Source organism: Streptomyces sp. SID11385 (genome assembly GCF_010548245.1).
GTDB lineage: Bacteria > Actinomycetota > Actinomycetes > Streptomycetales > Streptomycetaceae > Streptomyces.
This window is the reverse complement of sequence record NZ_JAAGLR010000182.1, coordinates 16,162-34,364: the sequence shown is the minus strand read 5'-3', so window position 1 is coordinate 34,364 and position 18,203 is coordinate 16,162. Positions and strand designations below refer to the sequence as shown.

The following is an 18,203-nucleotide window of genomic DNA, read 5'->3' as shown; positions in this document are numbered from 1 at the left end:
GTTGCCACGGTTCGTGGGGGCGGTTTCAGCCCGTTGAGGCAACGCCTTCGGTCGGTGCGGGGGATATCCAGGGCCGCGTCATTGAGCAGTCTCGGAGAAGACCGGATGCCGGCGGCCCTGAAAAACTCGGGTGAGATCGGTCCCTTTCGCATCACACTCTGGCGAGGTTTTAAATCCATGACGCACACGTATGACGCGATCATCGTCGGGGCGGGCTCCGCGGGTGCGGCGCTCGCGGCCAGGCTGAGCGAGGACCCGGCTCGTTCGGTACTCCTCATCGAAGCGGGCCCGGACTTTCCCGATCCGGCCGGCATCCCGCACGACATCACCAATGGCAATGCCATGTCGATGAGCAAGCACGACTGGCACTACCGCGCGGAGATCATGGACGGCCGACGCATCCTCTTTCCCCGCGGAAAGGTCACCGGCGGCTCGTCCGCGGTCGGTGCCACCATCGCGCTGCGGGGCGTGCCCGAGAACTACGACAAGTGGGCGGCGGCGGGTAATCCGGCGTGGGCGTACGAGCGGGTACTGCCGTACTTCCGCCGGCTGGAGGACGACCTGGACTTCGGGGGCCGGTACCACGGCAAGGGCGGACCGGTGCCGATCCGCCGGTTCCAGCCGGACGAGATGACCACCATGCAGCGCGCCTTCACCGAAGCGAGCCTGGCGGCCGGATTCCCCGAGGTCTCCGACCACAACCACCCCGAGGCGACCGGTATCGGTCCGATCCCGTCCAACCGGCGCGACCCTCGCCACAGGGTCTCGACGGCGATGGCGTACCTGACGCGCGAGAGTCGGGCACGGGAGAACCTGACCCTGCGCAGCGGGACGCTGGTGCACGAGGTGCTCTTCGAGGGCGACCGCGCGGTGGGCGTCCTGGTGTCGGCCGGTGGCGGCGAGCCCGAGGAACTGCGGGCTCACAAGGTCGTTCTGTCGGCCGGCGCTGTCAACACCCCGACGCTGTTGATGCGTTCGGGCATCGGCCCGGCCGACGACCTGACCAGGTTCGGAATCGATGTCCGGCTGGACCGGCCCGGGGTCGGTGCCCACCTGATGGACCACCCGCGGACCGGCGTGTTCATGCGGCCCAAGGACGGGGCCCTGGACGAGAACGTGCCCTTCCTGCAGTCCATGGTGCGGACCACGGCCAAGGGCTCCACCGACTTCAACGACATGCAGTACTACATGGTCAACCACTTCGATCTGGAGCTCTTCCCCGAGCTTCAGATGCTGGCGGGCGCCTCGATGATCTTCGGTGTCATGGTGGTGGACCAGCAGCCGGAGTCCGTCGGCCGGCTGCGGCTGGCCTCGGCCGACCCGGCGGCGGGGCCTGACATCCAGCTCGACTTCCTCTCCACCGAACGGGACCTGGAGAAGATGGTCCAAGGCGTCCGGACCTGCTGGGAGCTGGCCAACCACCCGGGAATCGCGGCACGGGGCGACGGCTTCATCGTGCTGAACGACAAGCTCATCGAGAAGGACGCGATGGTCGAGCAGTACGTGAAGGTGAGCCTGGACAGCGGCTACCACCCGGTGGGCACGGCCCGCATGGGCACCGCTGACGACGCGGGCGCCGTGGTGGACGAACAGCTGCGGGTGCACGGGGCGGACAACCTGTACGTGGCCGACGCCTCGGTGATGCCGAGCATCGTCAACTGCAACACCAACCTCACCTCGATCATGATCGGTGAGCGGCTGGCGGACTGGCTGCGCGCCGAGTGAGCTGAACCCGCCCGGCCTCCCCCGACGGCCGTTCCGGCGCCTGCCGCGCCGGGACGGCCGTCCGTATGTCCCGGTCCGGCCGCCGGCAGGCGCACACAGGGCAATATGAAAGACGAGACGCCGTCACTATTCCTGCCACCATATGAGAAAACAACGCCGCAATTACCCGCCGGACAGCAGACCCGGATATTTTTCTGTTTTTCTCGATTGGTTCGCGGGGCGGCTCCCACAATCGGTTGAAAGGCGATCACCCATGACCGATCCGAATGTGCTGAGCACGGTCCGCGTCCCCCTGGTGGGGGAGGACGAGGCCCAGGGCAGGACCGCGGAGCTGTACGAGGCGATCAAGTCCCGGATGGGGATTCCCTTCGTGCCGGACATGTTCCGCCTTGTGTCCAGCCGCCCCGATCTGCTGGAGGTCGTGATCGCCGGCTACGGCGGCGTGTTCAACGACGGCGTACTGCCGCGTGCGACCCGCGAGATGATCTCCGCCTGGAGCTCCAAGGTCAACGGCTGCCCGTACTGCGTGGGCACCCACAACTGGTTCCTGGCCCAGTTCGGCGGCGATCAGGAACTCACCGACGCGATCGCCGACGCCGCCTCGGTGGAGGACCTGCCGATCGACGAGCGCACCAAGGAACTCATGCGCCTGGTCACCCAGATCTGCACGGGGGCGTTCCGTGTCACCGACGAGGACTGGGCCAGGACCGAGGCCGCGGGCTGGACCAACGCGGAGATGCTGGAAGCGGTCTTCACCGCTTCACTCTTCGCCTTCATCAACCGCCTCGTGGACGGCCTGGGGCTGGGCGACTCGGTGGCCCGCAGCCGGATCGCCTCGCAGCCGGAGGACGCCACCGTGTCCGAGCAGCGGCTGGCAGAGCCCCGATGAGCAGCCCCTCGCGAGCGATCCTGCTCACCGGGGCGTCGTCGAGCACCGGCATGTCCTCCGGCACCGGAAAGGCCGTGGCGCTGCGGCTGCACCGGGCCGGCTGGCCGGTCTACGCGACCGCGCGGCGGCCCGAGGCACTGGCCGAGCTGGAGGCCGAGGGCATCCAGGTCCCCCAGCTGGACGTCAACGACGAGGATTCGATGAGGGCCGTCGTCGACAAGATCACCGCCGAGCACGGCTCGGTCGGCACTCTGATCAACAACGCCGCCTACAGCCTCAACGGCACCATCGGCGAGACCCCGATGGACGAGGTGCGCAGCCAGTTCGAGACGAACGTCTTCGGACTGTGCCGGCTGACCCAGCTCGTACTGCCCGGCATGCGTGCCCGGGGCAGCGGCCGGGTGATCATGATGTCGTCCATCTTCGGTCAGTTCGCCACCCCGGGCCGCGGCTACTACCAGGCCACCAAGCACGCGTTGGAGGCCATCAGCGATTCGCTGCGCCTGGAGGTCGACGGGTTCGGCATCAAGGTGGTGCTGGTCGAGCCGTCGCCAGTGCTCGGCGGGTTCGTACCGATGTCGGTCGCCGACCTCGGGATGTCCGGGGGGCAGGAGAACAACGGTCTGTACGACGACTTCTGGCGGTACTTCGTCGACTGGCACGGCGCCTACCGGGAGACGGAGAGGCCGAGCGGCCGCGGCCGGATGGCGGTGCGCGCGAATACCGTGGCGAAGGTCATCGAGAAGGCGGTGACCAGCGACAACCCGCGGATCAGGTACCGGATCGGGATGCCGTCCCGGTTGCTGCCGCGGATGCGGTGGACCATCGGGGACAGGATGTTCGAGCGCTTCGTCCGGGCGTTCTTCCCCGTCCCCTAGGCCTGCCGTTACCGTGGCCCCGCCCGGGCCCGCCGATGGCGGCGGCCGGGCGGGGCGCGGACGCGAGCCCCGCGGCAGGCCTTGCCGGCGACTCGTTCAGGGGCGGCCGTCAGACCGCAAGAACGAAGAAGAGGGAACTCCCGCATCGGTGTGACGATTGACTGGCGCACCGAAAGACATCCGCCGAGGAGCTGAGGGAAGTGCCACCGATGTATGAAGGCCACGCGGAGCCACCACGGCGCGACGTCATCGGTCCGGACCCCGGAGCGGACGCATGAAGGACCCGAGACTCCTCGTCCAGTCGCCGCTCCGGAGGCTGTCCCTGCTCCAGGTCCGGCACCTCGCGACCGTGCCGTTCGGCGAGGCGACCGGCGACACCGCCCGGGTCTACCGGGAGCTCGAACGGGACTTCGGGGTGCTGGCTCCCCCCATAGCCCTGCACGCCCCGGTGCCGGCGCTGCTCGCGGCGTCCTGGATGACACTGCGCGAGACGATGCTGGTCGACGGGCTGGTACAGCGGGCCGCGAAAGAAGCGGTGGCCGCCGCCGTGTCCCGGGACAACCAGTGTCCCTTCTGCACCACCATGCACTCCACGATGCACGACTCCCTGACTGCCCGGCCCACTGCGTCCGGTCGGGGAGCGAAGGCGGGACCGGACGGCGGCGCGGGGACGACGCCGGGCCAGTTGACGGCGTGGATCGGCTCGGCGGGCAGGCCTCCGTTCGCACCCGAACTCATTCCGGAACTGGCCGGGACCGCGTTCTGTCTCCAGTACCTCAACCGGATGGTCAACGTCTTCCTGGGCGCACAACCGCTGCCGCCGCACGCCCCGGACCGGGCGGTGGGCCCCGTGCTGCGGGTGCTGACCGGCCTGATGCGCGGCTCCGTCAGAGCCAGGGCCCGACCGGGTACGTCGCTGTCGCTACTGCCCGACGCCCCGCTGCCGGAGGACCTGGGCTGGGCGGCGGCCGATCCGCGAATCGCCGGGGCGCTGGCCCGCGGCACGGCGGCCGTCGAGCTGACAGCCGCCGAACTGGTGCCGGAGTCGGTCCGGGACATGGTGGCCGCCGAACTGGCCCGTTGGGACGGCGGCGACCCCGGCCTCGGCCGGGCCTGGCTGGACGCGCCGCTGCGGGAACTGCCGCCGGCCGACCGGCAGGCGGGCAACCTCGCACTGCTCACCGCCCTGGCCTCCTACCGCGTGGACGACAAGGCCATCGCGGCCTTCCGGCAGAACGGCGGGGGTGACCGGGAGATCCTCGCGGTCACGTCGTGGGCCGCTCAGCGGGCGGCACAGCGGCGCATCGGACAATTGCTCCGCGTCAACTGAATACCCCGCTCCCTTCGCGTAGGCAGCCTTTGTTCCGCCCACCGCCTTGCGGTGGTGTTCCGATATAGGGTCCGTGCGCCCTAAATTCTCCGGGTATTGATACCCGATGCGGCACGGCGGGGTCCGGCATTTTTATGTCGTCGCCCGAAAGCGGGACCTCTTTCCCGCCGCCCCGCGTCGACAGGCGCTGCCCTGCGCGTCCGGTCAGGACGCACTCGCTTCATCGGCACGCTCGGAGAAATACCGTGCACATCTCTGCGGTACACATTATCGCACCGACAGAGCGTCAGTTCTGAGATGTCGCTCGGCCATTTCCGTCAGGACGCATTCGATTCATCGACAAGCTTGGAGCACTGCCATGCAGGTCGCCGTTGAGCGCGCGATAGCGACGATGTGGGACCGATACGAGGAACCACTCTCGCTCGACGAGATCGCCAACACCGCGATTCTCAGCAAATTCTATTTCTCCCGGGTGTTCCGCAATCTCACCGGGACCTCTCCGGGCCGATTCCTTTCCGTGGTCCGGTTGCACCGGGCGAAGAGCCTGTTGTTGGAGACCGATCTCAGCGTCACCGAGATCTCCTACCGCGTCGGTTACAACAGTCTCGGCACCTTCACCAGTCGTTTCACCCGCAGTGTGAGCCACTCCCCGGCCCGCTATCGGGCGCTGGCCCGTGCCGGGCTGCTGACGCCGAGCGGCGGGGCCGTCACGGGGCCGCAGCAGCTCCTCGACGGTGGCCGGCCCACGAGTGAACTCGAGGGCACCATTCGTCTCCCGAGTACCGCACAGCCGGTACGGATCTACATCGGTGCGTTCCGTGAGTCCATCGTGCAGGGCCGCCCGGCCTCCTGCGCGATCCTGGACGGGCCCGGTCCGTTCTCGCTGCGCCTGCCGGAGGGCGCCTGGTACATCCGGGCGGCCGTACTCGCCATCGACGACCCGCCCTCGGCGCTCGGTCAGCGGCGCCCGCTGCTGGTGGCTTCGAGCCAGGTACTGAACGTACGACGGGGCCAGAACACCCGGGTCAACCTGCTCGGGCGTCCGCTGACCTCCCTGGACCTGCCGATCCTTCTGGCGCTGCCGGAGCTGGACTTCTCGGGCCTGCCGAAGGCCGGCGATGCTCCCTTCGAGCTGCCCGCCATCACCGGCACCTGAATCCGTGGACGCGAAGGAGAACGCCCGGCCCGTCGTACGGCGGGTCGGGCGTTCTCCAGCGGAACGGCCCATCCGCACGGGCCGGGCCCCGCACCGGCCCGTGCGGCTTCGGGCGGTCCTGCCGCGTCTCCCGCGGGGTCCGGTGGGTCAGAAGCCGCGGACCGGCTCCACCTCGTAGGCGGGCGGCGCGAACGGTCCCCAGGCGAAGGCCGGCATCCAGGTCACCGACGCGCCCCCGGACCAGCGCAGTTCCTCGATCTGGCGCCGGGTGCGGCGGCCGGTCAGCGACCGGAAGACGTCGAAGGCCGGGCCGTGGACAGTGGCGAGGGGAGGCCCCTCCCCCACCACCCAGTCCCGCTCCGGGGTGTCGATCCGCAGCGCCGGCAGATTCCCGCCGTGCACCGCGAGGCCGAACCCCATGGTGGCCAGGTCCAGCGCGCCGGGGAACGCCGGATGGCCGGAGGGCGCGACCGTCTCGCCCAGACCGGCGCGCAGGTCCATCTCGTGCGAGAACACGTCGAGCAACAGGATGCGCCGCCGCAGTTCGGGGGTGTGGTCCAGTGCCTCGCGCAACTCGCTGTCCAGGGCGTCCCACCGGTCCAGCAGACCGGGCAGGTCAACGCCCTCCGATGGACGCAGATCTATCTGGTTGTCCTCCAGTGCGGCGAACGACTCGCAGATGTGGACGAGGTGTCCGATCAGGTCGCGCACGGTCCACTCGGGGCAGGCGGGCACGCCGGCGGTGGCCGTGTCCGGCGTCCGGGTGACCAGGCCGGTGATGTTCTCCCTGGCCCGCCGGTAGGCGTGGTGCTGCTCGGCCGGATCGTGTCCGGTCCCCGCCGCCGTCATGCCCCGCTCCGCCCGGCGGCGCTCCCGGCCTGCCGCCGCGTCAGCAGGCCGGCCCGGTGCAGCCAGCGAGCGGTGTCGGCCATCGTCGTCGCGACGGGCCGCGCCGTGGGGACGTCGGCCGTGGCGGCCCGGGCCACCGGCACCGCGTGCACGCAGGTGTAGGCGGCGCCGAACTCGGCGGGGATGTGCCACGGCCACCACCGCTGGACCTCATCGGCGACCCGGGCGGCGGGAAGCATGGCCCGCCCCGGCAGCCGCAGCGTCGTGAGCCGGCGGCCGGTCGCCGCGCGGAGCTCCGCCAGATAGTCGGCCGTCGTCACGTACCGGTTGGGCGCGAAGACCCGCACCGGCTTGTCCGGCGGCGGGCCGAGGGCCAGCCCCCCGAGCACGGCGGCGGTGTCTCGCACGTCGCCGAGCGGGAAGCCGCCGGTGGGCCACAGCGGCATCAGGCCGCGCAGCACGTCGCGCAGCCGGCCGGTCTGGTCACCGCGCCTGGGGTCGTCCGGGCCCAGCAGGGCCGGTGGGTAGACGATGTGGACCGGCGCCCCGGCGTCCTGGTGCCGCCGGGCGAGCGTCTCACAGGCCGCCTTGCTCGCCAGGTAGGGCTCGTCGGGGTCCCCCACCGGGCTGTCGGCGCGCAGTTCGGCTGCGGTGGTGGGAATCAGCGCGCCGACCGTCGAGACGTAGATGACCGAGCCGGTCCCGGCCCTAACCGCCGCATTCAGGACCGCATCGGTACCCGCCACATTGGTGCGGGTGATGTCGTCACGGCGCCGACGGTCGAAAGAGTAGACCGAACCCAGGTGGATCACGGCGTCGGCGCCGCGGACCGCGCGGGCCGCCGCCGCCTCGTCGGCGACATCGCCGGTGACGGTCTCCACCGTGTCCGGGTCGATGCCGAGCGGGCCGAGCGCGGGCGCCAGCCGTAACGGGTCGCGCGTCAGCAGCCGTATACGTGCTCCGCCGGCCGCGAGCGCGGCGACCGTGTGCGAGCCGAGGAAGCCGGTGCCTCCTGTCACACAGACCAACATGTCGTTCCTCCTTTTCCGTCCCCTGCTCGACCGGTCGCTTCGCTCGTCGGCGCGGCCGGTCCGCGGGCGTGCGCCGCCGGTCCGGCAGGAACTGTCGGGTGATGCCCGCCGCGCGCCGGCTCGTACCGTCCGTCCCGGTCCGTACGAAGGCGGGGACGGGCGACCGCGGACGGTACGAGGTGCGGCGGGCCGGCACGGTCCTCAAGCGGCCCACCCGCCGGAGGGGCCGTCCTCGCGGCGCTCGGAGTCCAGTTGGACGTCCTTGGCGAAGGAGGCCATGAGCACGGGAACCGCCTCGGCCTGGAAGTCGACCTCGGAGTCGAACTCCTTGATCATTCCTTCCAGCACCAGCAGCGACAGCAGCGGAAAGGCGAACTCGGCCGCGGCGAAGACGCCGAAATCCTTCTGGAGCTTGAACAGCCGCGGCGCGAACGCCCCGAGGTCGAAGTCCTTCGACAGTGCCCCGGCCACCTCGTCCACCAGCTCCGTCACCGCGCCGCGGAATCCCTCCCGGTCCATGTCCGCGGGGAGCCGCGCGGCGCTGTCGAGCACGATGTCCGCACACTTGGGGCCGTTGCCCTGGGCCATGTTGAGGAAGAAGCCGGCGAAGGAACGCCGCACCGCGTCGGGCAGCCGCACCACGAAGCCGGCGTCGAGCATCACGACCCGTCCCTCACCGTCCAGGCAGAGGTTGCCCGGATGCAGGTCGCAGTGCACCAGGCCGTCCACGAAGAGCATCCGGTAGACCGCCCGGAGGACATCGCGGACCACCTCCCGGCGGCGGGCCATCGACATGCCGTGGGGTCGGAACCGGCCGATGTCCGGGACGAACTCCATGGTGAGCACCGTCGGTCCGCACAGTCCCTCGACGGGCGCGGGGATGCGCAGTTCGGTGTGGTCGACAAGGTTGCCGCGCAGGGCGAGCAGGGAATCGTGTTCGGCGGTGAAGTCGAGCTGGCGCAGGACGGCGCCGCCGAGCTGTCCGATCATCTCCTCGGCGGGCAGGTCCCGCATGCTCGGCAGCAGCCGGCCGGCCCGCGCGCCGAGCAGAGCCAGCCGCAGATCGGTCTCCAGCACTGGGCGGATGCCGTGCCGCTGCACCTTGACGGCGACCTCGGTGCCGTCGGCGAGTCGTGCGCGGTGCACACTGGCGATACTGCCGCAGGCCACCGGCTGCCAGTCGAACTCGGCGAAGGCATCCGAGAACCCGGCCTCGGCGAGGGTGCGTGCCACCGCCGCGCGTCTCGGCTGCCGTACCTCGTCGGCCAGTTCGCCCAAGGCGTCGCACCAGCGTTCGGGGACCAGGTCCCGGCGCGTGCTGAGCAGTTGCCCCGCCTTGACGAAGAACGGCCCCAGCGCGGTCAGCAGCCGGGGAGCGCGGTGCGCCAGCCGGGTCCGGCCGCCGCGGGTCACCGTGTGCGGCAGGGCGGCGATCAGATGTCCGGTGACGATCAGGACGGTGGCACAGGCACGCTTCGGCAGCAGCCACCAACTGGTCCGTTGTTCTCGCACGGCAACCCCAGATCCCTCGTGTCGGGCGGACCGAAGACGGCCCGCCAGCTAGGAAAGCAGCCACCGGGCCGGCGCTCTATACGCCATATTGCTCACTGCGGTGCCCGGCCCGTGCCGGGCGGTCCGACGTAGGACTGTGCGATGTCCAGCCACTGGTCGGCCTCCGTCCCCACCGCGCGCAGGGCGAGGTCGTCGCGGTGTCTGCGCCGGGTGACGAGCAGACAGAAGTCCTGGGCAGGGCCGGTGATCCGCTGCCCGGCCTCCGGCGGGCCGAAGGCCCACAGTTCTCCGGACGGGGCCGTCAGCTCGAAGCGGAAGGGCTCGGCCGGAGGTCGCAGACCGCGGGCACGGTAGGCCAGGTCCCGGGTGCGGGTCCCGAGGAAGACGATGTGGCCGATCCGGTCGGTGATCACGCGCGAACGTCCGAGGCCGTCGCGGATGTCCTGGCCGTGCGCGAACAGTTCCGTCAACGCGACCGCGGCGAGCACACTGGCCGGCAACGGCCCGGCCGCCGGCCACGGCACCAGGGCACGCCGTTCCAGTGCGGCCAGCCTTTTCTCGGCGGCGGACCGTTCCTCGGCCCAGCGACGCAGTAGTCCGGGAAGAGGCTCCGCGAGATACTCGGCGAGCCTGGCGTCCATTCCGGACTGAAAGTCCTCCCGGACCGGCGCGATCTCGGCCTCGAAGGCGTCCGCGTCACTCACCGCGAGCCGGACCATGCGGGAGACGTACGCCAGGTGAGCCACCTGATGACGGACCGTCCAGGAGGCTGCGGGGGTCTCCGTCGCCCATTCCTCGGGGCTCAGTTCCGACACGAGATCTCCGATCTCAGCACCCTCCACCGCCAGATCTGCGTACACGTCCTGCATCGCGGTCATGTGTCCATTCCCTTCGAGGCGCCGGAGAACGCGGCGGGCGAACCGCGTCCATCCTCCGGGCACGGGCGGACCGCCGCTTCTTCGCACGTGCTCTCCGCGCCGCCTCCGACGCCCCGGATGTTGTGTGCTCAACGGCGAGGGGTGGCACTGTCCGCAAAGGGCAACGGTCGTGAGGAGGTACTCGCGAGGCGGATGGCGGCTCCAGGGTGCCGAAGGAGGAGAGCCGCACGGAGCCGTCCAGCTCCAGCACCTGCCAGCGCCGGGTGAGTTCGGCCCGTTGCGTTGTGGACGACGTCGAGGAGCCCCCCCGACAAGCAGTTCCAGCGGGGGGCCGCCTCACGCACCCGAGGCCGTCCGAGCGCGGGCACGGATTCCCGCGCCTGCCTCCCCGGGCGTCGAGGACTGCGACGGGCCGCGAGGCCCCAAGCCGCCGCCCACCTCCCCTCAGGAACCCCACTCACCAGGGCAAAGCGCCCCGAATTCCGACGTGAGCGGCTCACCCCCTCCCCCGGCCTCGTGCCCGCCGGGCCCGGGCGCGCGGTCCCGCGAACGTACGGTCCGGCTCCGCCTGCGTGCCGCCGACCATTTCGGCGTCGGTCAGCAAGCAGGAGGCGAGGACGGCGGCGATGCCTTCGCGGTCCAGGCCGGGCGAGGTGAAGACGAGGTGCTGCTCGCGGTCGCCGTGTTCGGGGTGCCAGTCGAGCGCCGCGGCGGCCCGGCGCAGCGGCGGTACGAGGTCCCAGGCGGCGTCGGGGAGTCCGCGCAGCCAGGGTCCGGCGGCCTCCACGCACAGCGCGCCGCCGGCCGCGTCCCAGTGCAGCAGCGTGTCGGGCCGGTCGGCGAGCCAGAAACGGCCCCGGCTGCGTACCGCCGCGCAGCACAACTCCTCCAGCGCCTCGAAGAGGCGCCCGGGGTGGAAGGGCCGACGGTGGCGCCATACGAGGGTGCCGATCCCTGCCTCGTGGGCTTCCTGCGGGAGGAGTGCCATCGCCGGGTGCTGGGCCGCTGCCGCCGCCTCGGTGTCGAAGCCCTCCCGGAGCAGGCCGCGCAGTTCGGGGGAGCCCAGCGGCAGGCGCGTTGCTGTGGGGTGCAGTTGGGCGAGCAGGGCAAGGTCGTCGGGGTCACACTCCTCCTGCTGTCCGGCGAGTACGAGGACGCGCGGGTACTCCAGTTGCCGGGCGAAGGTGTCGCCCACGGTGCGTTCGTCGGTCGGCGCGGCGGCGAGACCGGCTTCGGCGAGGTCGTCTCCGTTGCCGAGGCAGGCGAGGACGAGGGCGGGGTCCACGGCGGTGAGCACGGTGCCGAGGCGCAGCGACTCCCCCGCGTGCGCGACGACGACCTCGGCCATCGCGCGCGGTTCGACGGAGTCCCACAACTCCACGAGGGCGAGGCGCGTCGTGCCGTCCTCCGCGAGCCGCCGCAGCTCGGGGACCAGGTCCTCGCGCAAGGCGCAGCAGGCGCAGTCGTTGACGAGGGGCGTCTCACCGGTGGCGCGGGTGCCGGAGGCATCGCGCACCTCGCGCACGACCGCTCCGGAGAGGGCGTCGCGCAGGTCGTGGTGGAGTGCGACGCTGCCGGGTACGACGCTCAGCAGGTGGTCGACGGTCCTCGCCCGCGCCTCGGCGTGCAGCCCGGCCACGAGCACGACCGGCAGGGGCGAGCTGTCCCGCGGCCTCATCGGCCGGTCCCGCGCCCGTAACGCCGTTCGAAGCGCTCGACCCGCCCCGCGGTGTCCATGACGCGCGCGGTGCCGGTGTAGAAGGGGTGGCTCGCGGACGACACCTCGACATCGACGACCGGATAGGTGCGGCCGTCCTCCCGCTCGACGGTCCGTTCGCTCGTCATGGTCGACCGCGTCAGAAAGGCGAATCCGGCCGCGCGGTCGCGGAAGACGACGGGGCCGTACGGGGGGTGGATACCGGTCTTCATCTCTGTCCTTCGTACGTGCGCGGACGTGCTCTCCCACGCCTCGCGGGGCTCCCGCGCGGACTGCTCCGCAGCGGTCGGGAGACAGCATACGACAATGATTTTCATTACCGATACACCCCTCGTCGATCCAGCCCCGTGCGGCCGACGACACCCGCCGGCCGTCGGCCGGCGACCGACGGCCGGCGATCCGGCAACTCGGCGTCTCCCGCGGAACAGCCACCGCCGCGACGCCGCCGGAGGAATCCGAGCGGATACGCGTTCGCGCCTGTCGGCTCACCGGGCAAGACGGTCGCAGCCGTCGCCCGGGAGCTGGGCAGAGGCGGGCTGGACGCGAAGGCGGGGCCGGTCCCGGACCTGACGGGCCGCGCCTTCCGCACGGAGCGCCCCGCGATCGAGGCGGTCCGCGTCACCTCTCGGCAGTCGAGGGCCGGCTCCCTCTTACCCGCTGGACCCGGCCATCCGCGAAGTCGTCCGGTCATTCGCCGGTCGGCGTCGTGCCCCACGTTCGGGCGGGTCCCTCCGCCTGGAGGCCGGGGCTTCGCGCCGACGCGCCGTCAGGCGCCGAACCGCCCGTCCAGGCTGCCCGCCTTCGCCTCGTTCACGAGGTCGGCGAACTGGGTGGGGCTCATCTGGACGCGCTGGCCGAAGTCGTCGGTGAGGACGATCCGGCGATCCTCGGTGGCGGCGGGGTCCACGAAGAGCTGGGGGCAGCCGCAATTGCAGTTGCCGCAGAACGTGGCAACCGGTTCGAGGGAGGTCAGGTCGAGGACGCTGGGCTCGTGGGTCATGGGGGCACCTTCCGCCGGGGCCGCGCTCTTGGTGGCGGCCTTGGACGAGGCGGATGTACCCGCGTATGGCCGGGAGTTCACTCTTGTCGTCCCTCCGCGTAACCGGGGAACTCCCCTCGGTACCGCGCCGACTACCGAGGGGGACGTGCGCCCGCCGGGACGAGGACGGAGCGGGCGCGCGTCCAGCCCAATCCTTGTGCGTGCGGACGGGGTGCGGCTTCCCGTCCCGTCCGCACGCTTCCGGAATGCGGCCGGGCTATGCCGCGAGGGCCCGGCTTTCGGTCTCCTCCTCTCCCTGTTCCAGTCGCGTGGTCAGGGCGCTGCGCGCCCGTGCGACCCGGGAGCGGACGGTGCCGATGGGGCAGCCGGCCTCGCGGGCGGCCTCCGCGTAGGAGAGCCCGAGGAGCTGGGTGAGCACGAATGCCTGGCGGCGGTCGTACGGGAGCGCCGCCAGGAGGTCCTGGAGCACCACCCCTTCCTCGAAGCCGGGCAGTCCGGTCGGCTGGTTCCGCTCGACGGTCAGGCACCAGTCGTCGGTGTCGGCGAGCAGGGGGCGCGCGGCGGCCCTGCGGAAGTCGTCGACGACTGCGCGGCGCGCGATGGCGAGCAGCCAGGTACGGGCCGAGGAGCGGCCCTCGAAGCGGTGCAGTGTCCGCAGCGCACGCAGGAAGGTGTCCTGCGCGAGGTCCTCGGCCGCCTGCGGGTCGGCCGAGAGGTGGGCCACGTACCGCACGACATCGCGGTGCAGGGCCCGTACGAAGGCGTCGGCGGCCTCGCGGTCGCCGGCGCGGGCGGCGAGTGCCCAGGCGGTCGCGGCGGAGTCCTCCGCCGTTCTGTCCCGGGGGACGGTGGCGCGCTGTGGCCCGCGCGGGGCGGGCAGCGTGGTGTTCATCGCCAGGTGAGTCCTTCACGGATCGGTCCGGGGACGACGGAACACACGGGCGGCGTGCGGACACGCGGCAGGGCGGGCCGAAGCCTGCCCGCGGTTCCGGGTCTCCGGTGAAAGGGGGCACCCTGGCCCTCGGGGGCCGGGTGTGCCGGAGGACTCCTCGTACGGATGAGGCGTGCCGACGCCGGTGCGGCCGGCCGCCGCTCCGTGCGGGTACGCCACCGGGCGGCCGGTCGGGGACCGGTCGCGTGCGGCTGGATGCGTCCTCCGGAATGCCTGCCGCGTCGTCAGGGCGCGGCGAGCACCCCCGGTGGCCCGCGCCGCTCCAGGGCGCGGGCACAGCGCAGCCCTTGGGGCAGCCGGTCGCTGAGGCCCTTGCGGGGGCGCAGGCGACGGCGGGGCGCGGGCAGCGGGGCTGTGCGGAGGAGGTGGAGCGGGGCGCGCAGCCAGCCGGTGACGGCGCGCAGGACCTGGAAGACCGCGCGCTCGCCGTGGGCGAGCCAGATGCCGCAGACGAGGGCGGCCAGGACGTGCGCCGCGAGCATGCCGGTCGAGGACATTCCGCCCATGTCGTGGCCCATGTGGGCCATGGGCGCGAGCGATCCCGAGTGGTCCATGCCCGCCATGTGGCCCATGGCGGAGTGGTCCATCCCGGCCATGCCGGAGTGGTCCATGCCCGCCATGAGGTCGGCTCCCCCGGCTCCGCCACCGGCGCTCACGGGGCCGCCCGCGTCGATGGAGCACAGGTTTTCGTACGGGGACGCGGTGAGCGCGGCCGTCGTCGTACCGCCTGGCGGGCCTCCTGCCGGACCGAGGGCGGACTGCGCGGCGGTGAAGGCGCTGTGCAGGACGCCCTGGGTGGCGACGGCGAGGGCGGTCACGAGCCAGGGGCCGCGCTCGCGGGCGGCGAACCACCAGCCGGGGAGCGCGAGGGAGACGAAGGCGACGGCGAGTACCCAGAGGGGCAGCGGGGTGGCCGACATGAGGACGTGTCCGGTCGCGGCGAGCGTCACGGAGACGGCGGCGAACATCGCCGCTCTCAGCACGCGTCCCACCGGCCCGGCCTCCATGGCGCCTCATCCTCCCATCGCACGGCACCGGAGAACACGGCGGGGTGTCCGGCTCGCCACCTTTGCCGGAAAGGTCGTGTACGGCGGGGAGTTGGGGCATATGCGAGGGCGATATTCGGCGCGCGTGCGGCCGGGACGTTCGGCCTTCTCAGGAGTCACGGACGGGCTACGGGCGGGGCAGCCCGTCCGTGTCCGCGCCGGGGCGGACCACGACGGCGTGAACCGTGCGGGGCGCGCCATGGGCGAAGCGCAGAGTGAAGGAAACCTCGTCTCCGGGTCGCCACGCGCTCTTGGGCCGTACGGTCACGTCGATGCCGTGCGGGGCCATGGTGAGCCCGTCCCCGGCCGGTACGCGTACGGAGTCCACGGGCTGCCGGTACGCGGCGCCGGAGGTCGTCATGCGGTGGCGGCTGAGCAGGGGGGACGTGGTGGTGTCGGGCGAGGTCAGGCCGGTGAGCAGGTCGGCGGAGCCGCCGTCGTTGCCGAGGGTGAAGAAGGCGGCGGTCTCCGGGGTCGTCCCGAGCGGCTGGTAGACGTACGCCTTCGTGACGGTGACACGCGCGGGGCTGCCGGCGCGTCCGCTCGCCGTCCAGGCGCCGAGACCGGCGAGCGCCAGGCCCGAGGCGAGGACGGGGACGCCGACAGCGGCGAGCGGGGCGCGAAAGCGCGCGAAGGTGCCGGGCATCAGAAGGCCGCCCTCGGGGACGGGCGCCGCCGGGCGGCGGCGGGCGCGGGTTGCCAGCGGCGCAGCCGGAGACTCCCGAGCACGACGAGGACGGAACTGAGCGACATCGCGGCGGCGGCGAGCATCGGGTCGAGCAGGCCGACCATCGCGAGCGGGATCGTGACGACGTTGTATCCGAAGGCCCACAGCAGGTTTCCGCGAATGGTGGCGAGCGTGCGGCGCGAGAGGCGGACGGCGTCGGCGAGCGCTTCGATGTCGTCCCGTACGAGGGTGACGTCGGCTGCGCCGATCGCGACGTCCGTGCCGGTGCCCATCGCGATGCCGAGGTCGGCGCCCGCGAGTGCCGCCGCGTCGTTGACGCCGTCGCCGACGACGGCGACGCGCCGGCCCTCGTCGCGGAGCGCGCGGACGAGTCCGGCTTTGCGCTCGGGGGTGCAGCGGGCGTAGGTCTCGGTGATGCCGAGCGCGGCGGCGACGGCTCGCGCGGGTTTCTCCTCGTCGCCGGTCGCGAGGACGGGGCGTACGCCGAGGCGGCGCAGCCGGTCCACGGCGTGGTAGCTGCCGGGACGGACGACGTCGCCGAGTGCCAGGAGCGCCTCGGGCCGGCCGTCGACGCGGACGAGCACCGGGGTCTGGGCCGCGTCGAGCGCGGCGGTGCGGGCGGCGTCCAACTCGGGGGGCAGAAGGCCGTCTGCCGTGCCCGCCTCGACCAGACGCCCCTCCACGTGCCCGCGTACGCCGGTGCCCGGGCGTGCGGCGAAGTCGCTGAGCGCGGAAGCTCTGACGGCGCCCTCGGGCAGCGTGCGTTCGGCGTGCAGGACGAGCGCACGGCCGAGCGGGTGTTCCGAGCCGGTCTCCACGGTCGCGGCGAGCCGCAGGGCCTCAGCGGTGCCCACGCCGTCGGGGCGGGCGGTGAGGGCGGTGACGATGAGGTGGCCGGTGGTGAGGGTGCCGGTCTTGTCGAGGACGACGGTGTCGATGCGGCGGAGGGCTTCGAGTGCCTGGGGCCCCTTGACGAGGACGCCGAGCTGGGCTCCGCGCCCGGTCGCCGCCATGAGCGCGGTCGGGGTGGCGAGTCCGAGGGCGCAGGGGCAGGCGACGACGAGGACGGCGACGCAGGCGGTGAAGGCGGGTTGCGGCTCGGCGCCGGCGCCGAGCCAGAAGCCGAGAACGGTCACGGCGAGAGCGAGGACGACGGGGACGAAAACGCCCGCGACGCTGTCGGCGAGGCGCTGCGCGCGGGCCTTGCCCGCCTGCGCCTCGGTGACCAGCGCGGTGATCCGGGCGAGTTGGGTGTCCGCGCCGATCGCGCTCGCGCGGACGAGGAGGATGCCGCCCGCGTTGACGGCGCCCCCGGTCACCGCGGAGCCCGGCCCGGCCTCGACCGGTCGGGTCTCCCCCGTGACGAGGGACAGGTCGAGCGCGGAACTGCCCTCGACGACCTCGCCATCCGTCGCGACGCGCTCGCCGGGGCGGACGAGGAAGACCTCGCCGACCCGGAGCCGGTCGGCCGCGACGACCCGTTCGACGCCCCCGTCCCGTATCGTCACCTCCTTCACGCCGAGTGCGGCCAGTGCGCGCAGGGCCGCGGAGGTGCCGTGCCGGGCGCGGGCCTCCAGGTGGCGGCCGACGAGGACGAAGAGCGGGACGCCGACCGCGGCTTCGAGGTAGACGTGTGCCATGCCGTCCGAGGCGGTCGGCAGCAGCGTGAACGCCATGCGCATGTCCGGGTCGCCCGCGCCGCCGAGGAAGAGCGCGTAGGCGGACCAGCCGAAGGAGGCGAGGACGCCGAGCGAGACGAGGGTGTCCATCGTCGCCGCGCCGTGCCGCAGCCCGCGCCAGGCCCGTTCGTGGAAGGGCCGCGCGCTCCAGACCGCGACGGGCGCGGCGAGCATGAAGCACAGCCACTGCCAGTTGCGGAACTGGAGGGCGGGCACCATCGAGAGCACGAGGACGGGGACGGCGAGAAGGGCGGTGATCAGGAGGCGCGGCAGGAGCGGCGACACCGGTTCCTCCTCCCCCGCGGTGGCCGGTGCGGGCAGTCGGGCCGTGTAGCCCGCCTTCTCGACGGCGGCGACCAGCTTGCCCGGGGCGAGCCCTTCCGGGTGGCTCACGCGGGCCGTGCCGGTGGCGAGGTTGACGGTGGCGCTGACGCCGTCGAGCGCGGCGAGCTTCTTCTCGACGCGGCGCACGCACGCCGCGCACGTCATGCCGCCGACCAGGAGATCGGTCGTGTCGAGGCCGGATGCGGGCGCCGTACGGGGTGCGGAGGCGGAGCCCATCAGTGCCCCATCCCGTTCATGCCGTCCATGCCACCGTGGTGCGGGTCGGGGTCCTCGTCGTGGTGCGAGACTCCGCGCAGGTCGGGGGCGACGGGCCCGGCGAGGTGCCCGACACCGTACGAGACGGTGAAGAGGCCGGCGAGCAGCAGCAGAAAGCCCCCGAGCAGCGCGTACGGCACGGGGGTGGCACGCCGTCCTGCGGGCGGCGTCACCGAGTGGTCCATGAGCGGGGCTCCGGCGTGAGAGCGCGTGGGGCGCGTGGGGCATGTGTACGGTCCAGGAGTCGGACGCCCGGCACGGTGAGTTCCCCGG

The 18,203-nt window shown here is 72.3% G+C and carries 17 protein-coding genes; 5 read left to right on the top strand and 12 right to left on the bottom strand.

Translation table 11 applies throughout. From position 1 onward, the window contains the following. The first annotated feature begins 177 nt into the window (after positions 1-177). The 5 genes from G3I42_RS05725 (at position 178) to G3I42_RS05705 (ending at position 5,978) form a co-directional block, all read left to right on the top strand. Positions 178-1,725: a GMC family oxidoreductase N-terminal domain-containing protein gene (locus G3I42_RS05725; protein WP_164282962.1), complete on the top strand. Its 1,548-nt coding sequence runs from the start codon at positions 178-180 to the stop codon at positions 1,723-1,725. A gap of 253 nt (positions 1,726-1,978) precedes the next feature. Next, positions 1,979-2,614 (top strand): peroxidase-related enzyme, encoded by a 636-nt coding sequence (locus tag G3I42_RS05720; RefSeq protein ID WP_164282960.1) that lies wholly within the window; start codon positions 1,979-1,981, stop codon positions 2,612-2,614. Beyond that, a complete protein-coding gene (locus G3I42_RS05715) occupies positions 2,611-3,492 on the top strand; it encodes an SDR family NAD(P)-dependent oxidoreductase (protein WP_164282958.1) in 882 nt (293 codons plus the stop codon). The genes G3I42_RS05720 and G3I42_RS05715 overlap by 4 nt, the downstream gene beginning before the upstream one ends. Before the next feature lie 274 nt (positions 3,493-3,766). Beyond that, positions 3,767-4,822 carry a carboxymuconolactone decarboxylase gene (locus G3I42_RS05710; protein ID WP_164282956.1) on the top strand — a complete coding sequence of 352 codons (1,056 nt, stop codon included), beginning with the start codon at positions 3,767-3,769 and terminating at the stop codon, positions 4,820-4,822. 358 nt (positions 4,823-5,180) lie between these two features. After that, positions 5,181-5,978, top strand: coding sequence for a helix-turn-helix transcriptional regulator (locus G3I42_RS05705; protein WP_164282954.1), 798 nt, complete (start codon positions 5,181-5,183; stop codon positions 5,976-5,978). A gap of 147 nt (positions 5,979-6,125) precedes the next feature. Here G3I42_RS05705 and G3I42_RS05700 read toward each other — a convergent pair whose 3' ends face one another. The 12 genes from G3I42_RS05700 to G3I42_RS05645 all read right to left on the bottom strand — a co-directional run bounded on the left by G3I42_RS05700 (position 6,126) and on the right by G3I42_RS05645 (position 18,115). After that, positions 6,126-6,827 carry a maleylpyruvate isomerase family mycothiol-dependent enzyme gene (locus G3I42_RS05700; protein ID WP_164282952.1) on the bottom strand — a complete coding sequence of 234 codons (702 nt, stop codon included), beginning with the start codon at positions 6,825-6,827 and terminating at the stop codon, positions 6,126-6,128. Further along, positions 6,824-7,846: an NAD-dependent epimerase/dehydratase family protein gene (locus G3I42_RS05695; protein WP_343244464.1), complete on the bottom strand. Its 1,023-nt coding sequence runs from the start codon at positions 7,844-7,846 to the stop codon at positions 6,824-6,826. Before G3I42_RS05695 ends, G3I42_RS05700 begins: the two co-directional genes overlap by 4 nt. Before the next feature lie 213 nt (positions 7,847-8,059). Further along, complete coding sequence (locus tag G3I42_RS05690; RefSeq protein WP_164282948.1) at positions 8,060-9,370, bottom strand: AarF/UbiB family protein; 1,311 nt, start codon at positions 9,368-9,370, stop codon at positions 8,060-8,062. 92 nt (positions 9,371-9,462) lie between these two features. After that, positions 9,463-10,248, bottom strand: coding sequence for a TIGR03084 family metal-binding protein (locus G3I42_RS05685; RefSeq protein ID WP_239096280.1), 786 nt, complete (start codon positions 10,246-10,248; stop codon positions 9,463-9,465). A gap of 496 nt (positions 10,249-10,744) precedes the next feature. Next, entirely contained in the window at positions 10,745-11,926 is a 1,182-nt protein-coding gene (locus G3I42_RS05680; protein WP_239096279.1) for a GTP-binding protein, read from the bottom strand. Then, positions 11,923-12,177, bottom strand: coding sequence for a type B 50S ribosomal protein L31 (locus G3I42_RS05675; protein WP_164282946.1), 255 nt, complete (start codon positions 12,175-12,177; stop codon positions 11,923-11,925). Before G3I42_RS05675 ends, G3I42_RS05680 begins: the two co-directional genes overlap by 4 nt. 554 nt (positions 12,178-12,731) lie before the next feature. Further along, the gene (locus G3I42_RS05670) at positions 12,732-12,965 is read right to left on the bottom strand and encodes a hypothetical protein (RefSeq protein ID WP_164282944.1); all 234 of its coding nucleotides are present in this window, start codon (positions 12,963-12,965) and stop codon (positions 12,732-12,734) included. Between the two features lie 256 nt (positions 12,966-13,221). Then, positions 13,222-13,857, bottom strand: a complete 636-nt coding sequence (locus tag G3I42_RS05665) for a sigma-70 family RNA polymerase sigma factor (protein WP_164282942.1) — start codon at positions 13,855-13,857, stop codon at positions 13,222-13,224. Between the two features lie 284 nt (positions 13,858-14,141). Beyond that, positions 14,142-14,924 carry a hypothetical protein gene (locus tag G3I42_RS05660; RefSeq protein WP_164282940.1) on the bottom strand — a complete coding sequence of 261 codons (783 nt, stop codon included), beginning with the start codon at positions 14,922-14,924 and terminating at the stop codon, positions 14,142-14,144. A 166-nt stretch (positions 14,925-15,090) separates the two neighbouring features. Then, positions 15,091-15,609, bottom strand: a complete 519-nt coding sequence (locus G3I42_RS05655; protein ID WP_164282938.1) for a copper chaperone PCu(A)C — start codon at positions 15,607-15,609, stop codon at positions 15,091-15,093. Beyond that, on the bottom strand, positions 15,609-17,891 hold the full coding sequence (locus tag G3I42_RS05650) for a heavy metal translocating P-type ATPase (RefSeq protein WP_164282936.1): 2,283 nt from the start codon (positions 17,889-17,891) through the stop codon (positions 15,609-15,611). The genes G3I42_RS05655 and G3I42_RS05650 overlap by 1 nt, the downstream gene beginning before the upstream one ends. Continuing rightward, complete coding sequence (locus G3I42_RS05645; RefSeq protein WP_164282934.1) at positions 17,891-18,115, bottom strand: hypothetical protein; 225 nt, start codon at positions 18,113-18,115, stop codon at positions 17,891-17,893. Before G3I42_RS05645 ends, G3I42_RS05650 begins: the two co-directional genes overlap by 1 nt. Positions 18,116-18,203: the final 88 nt, after the last annotated feature.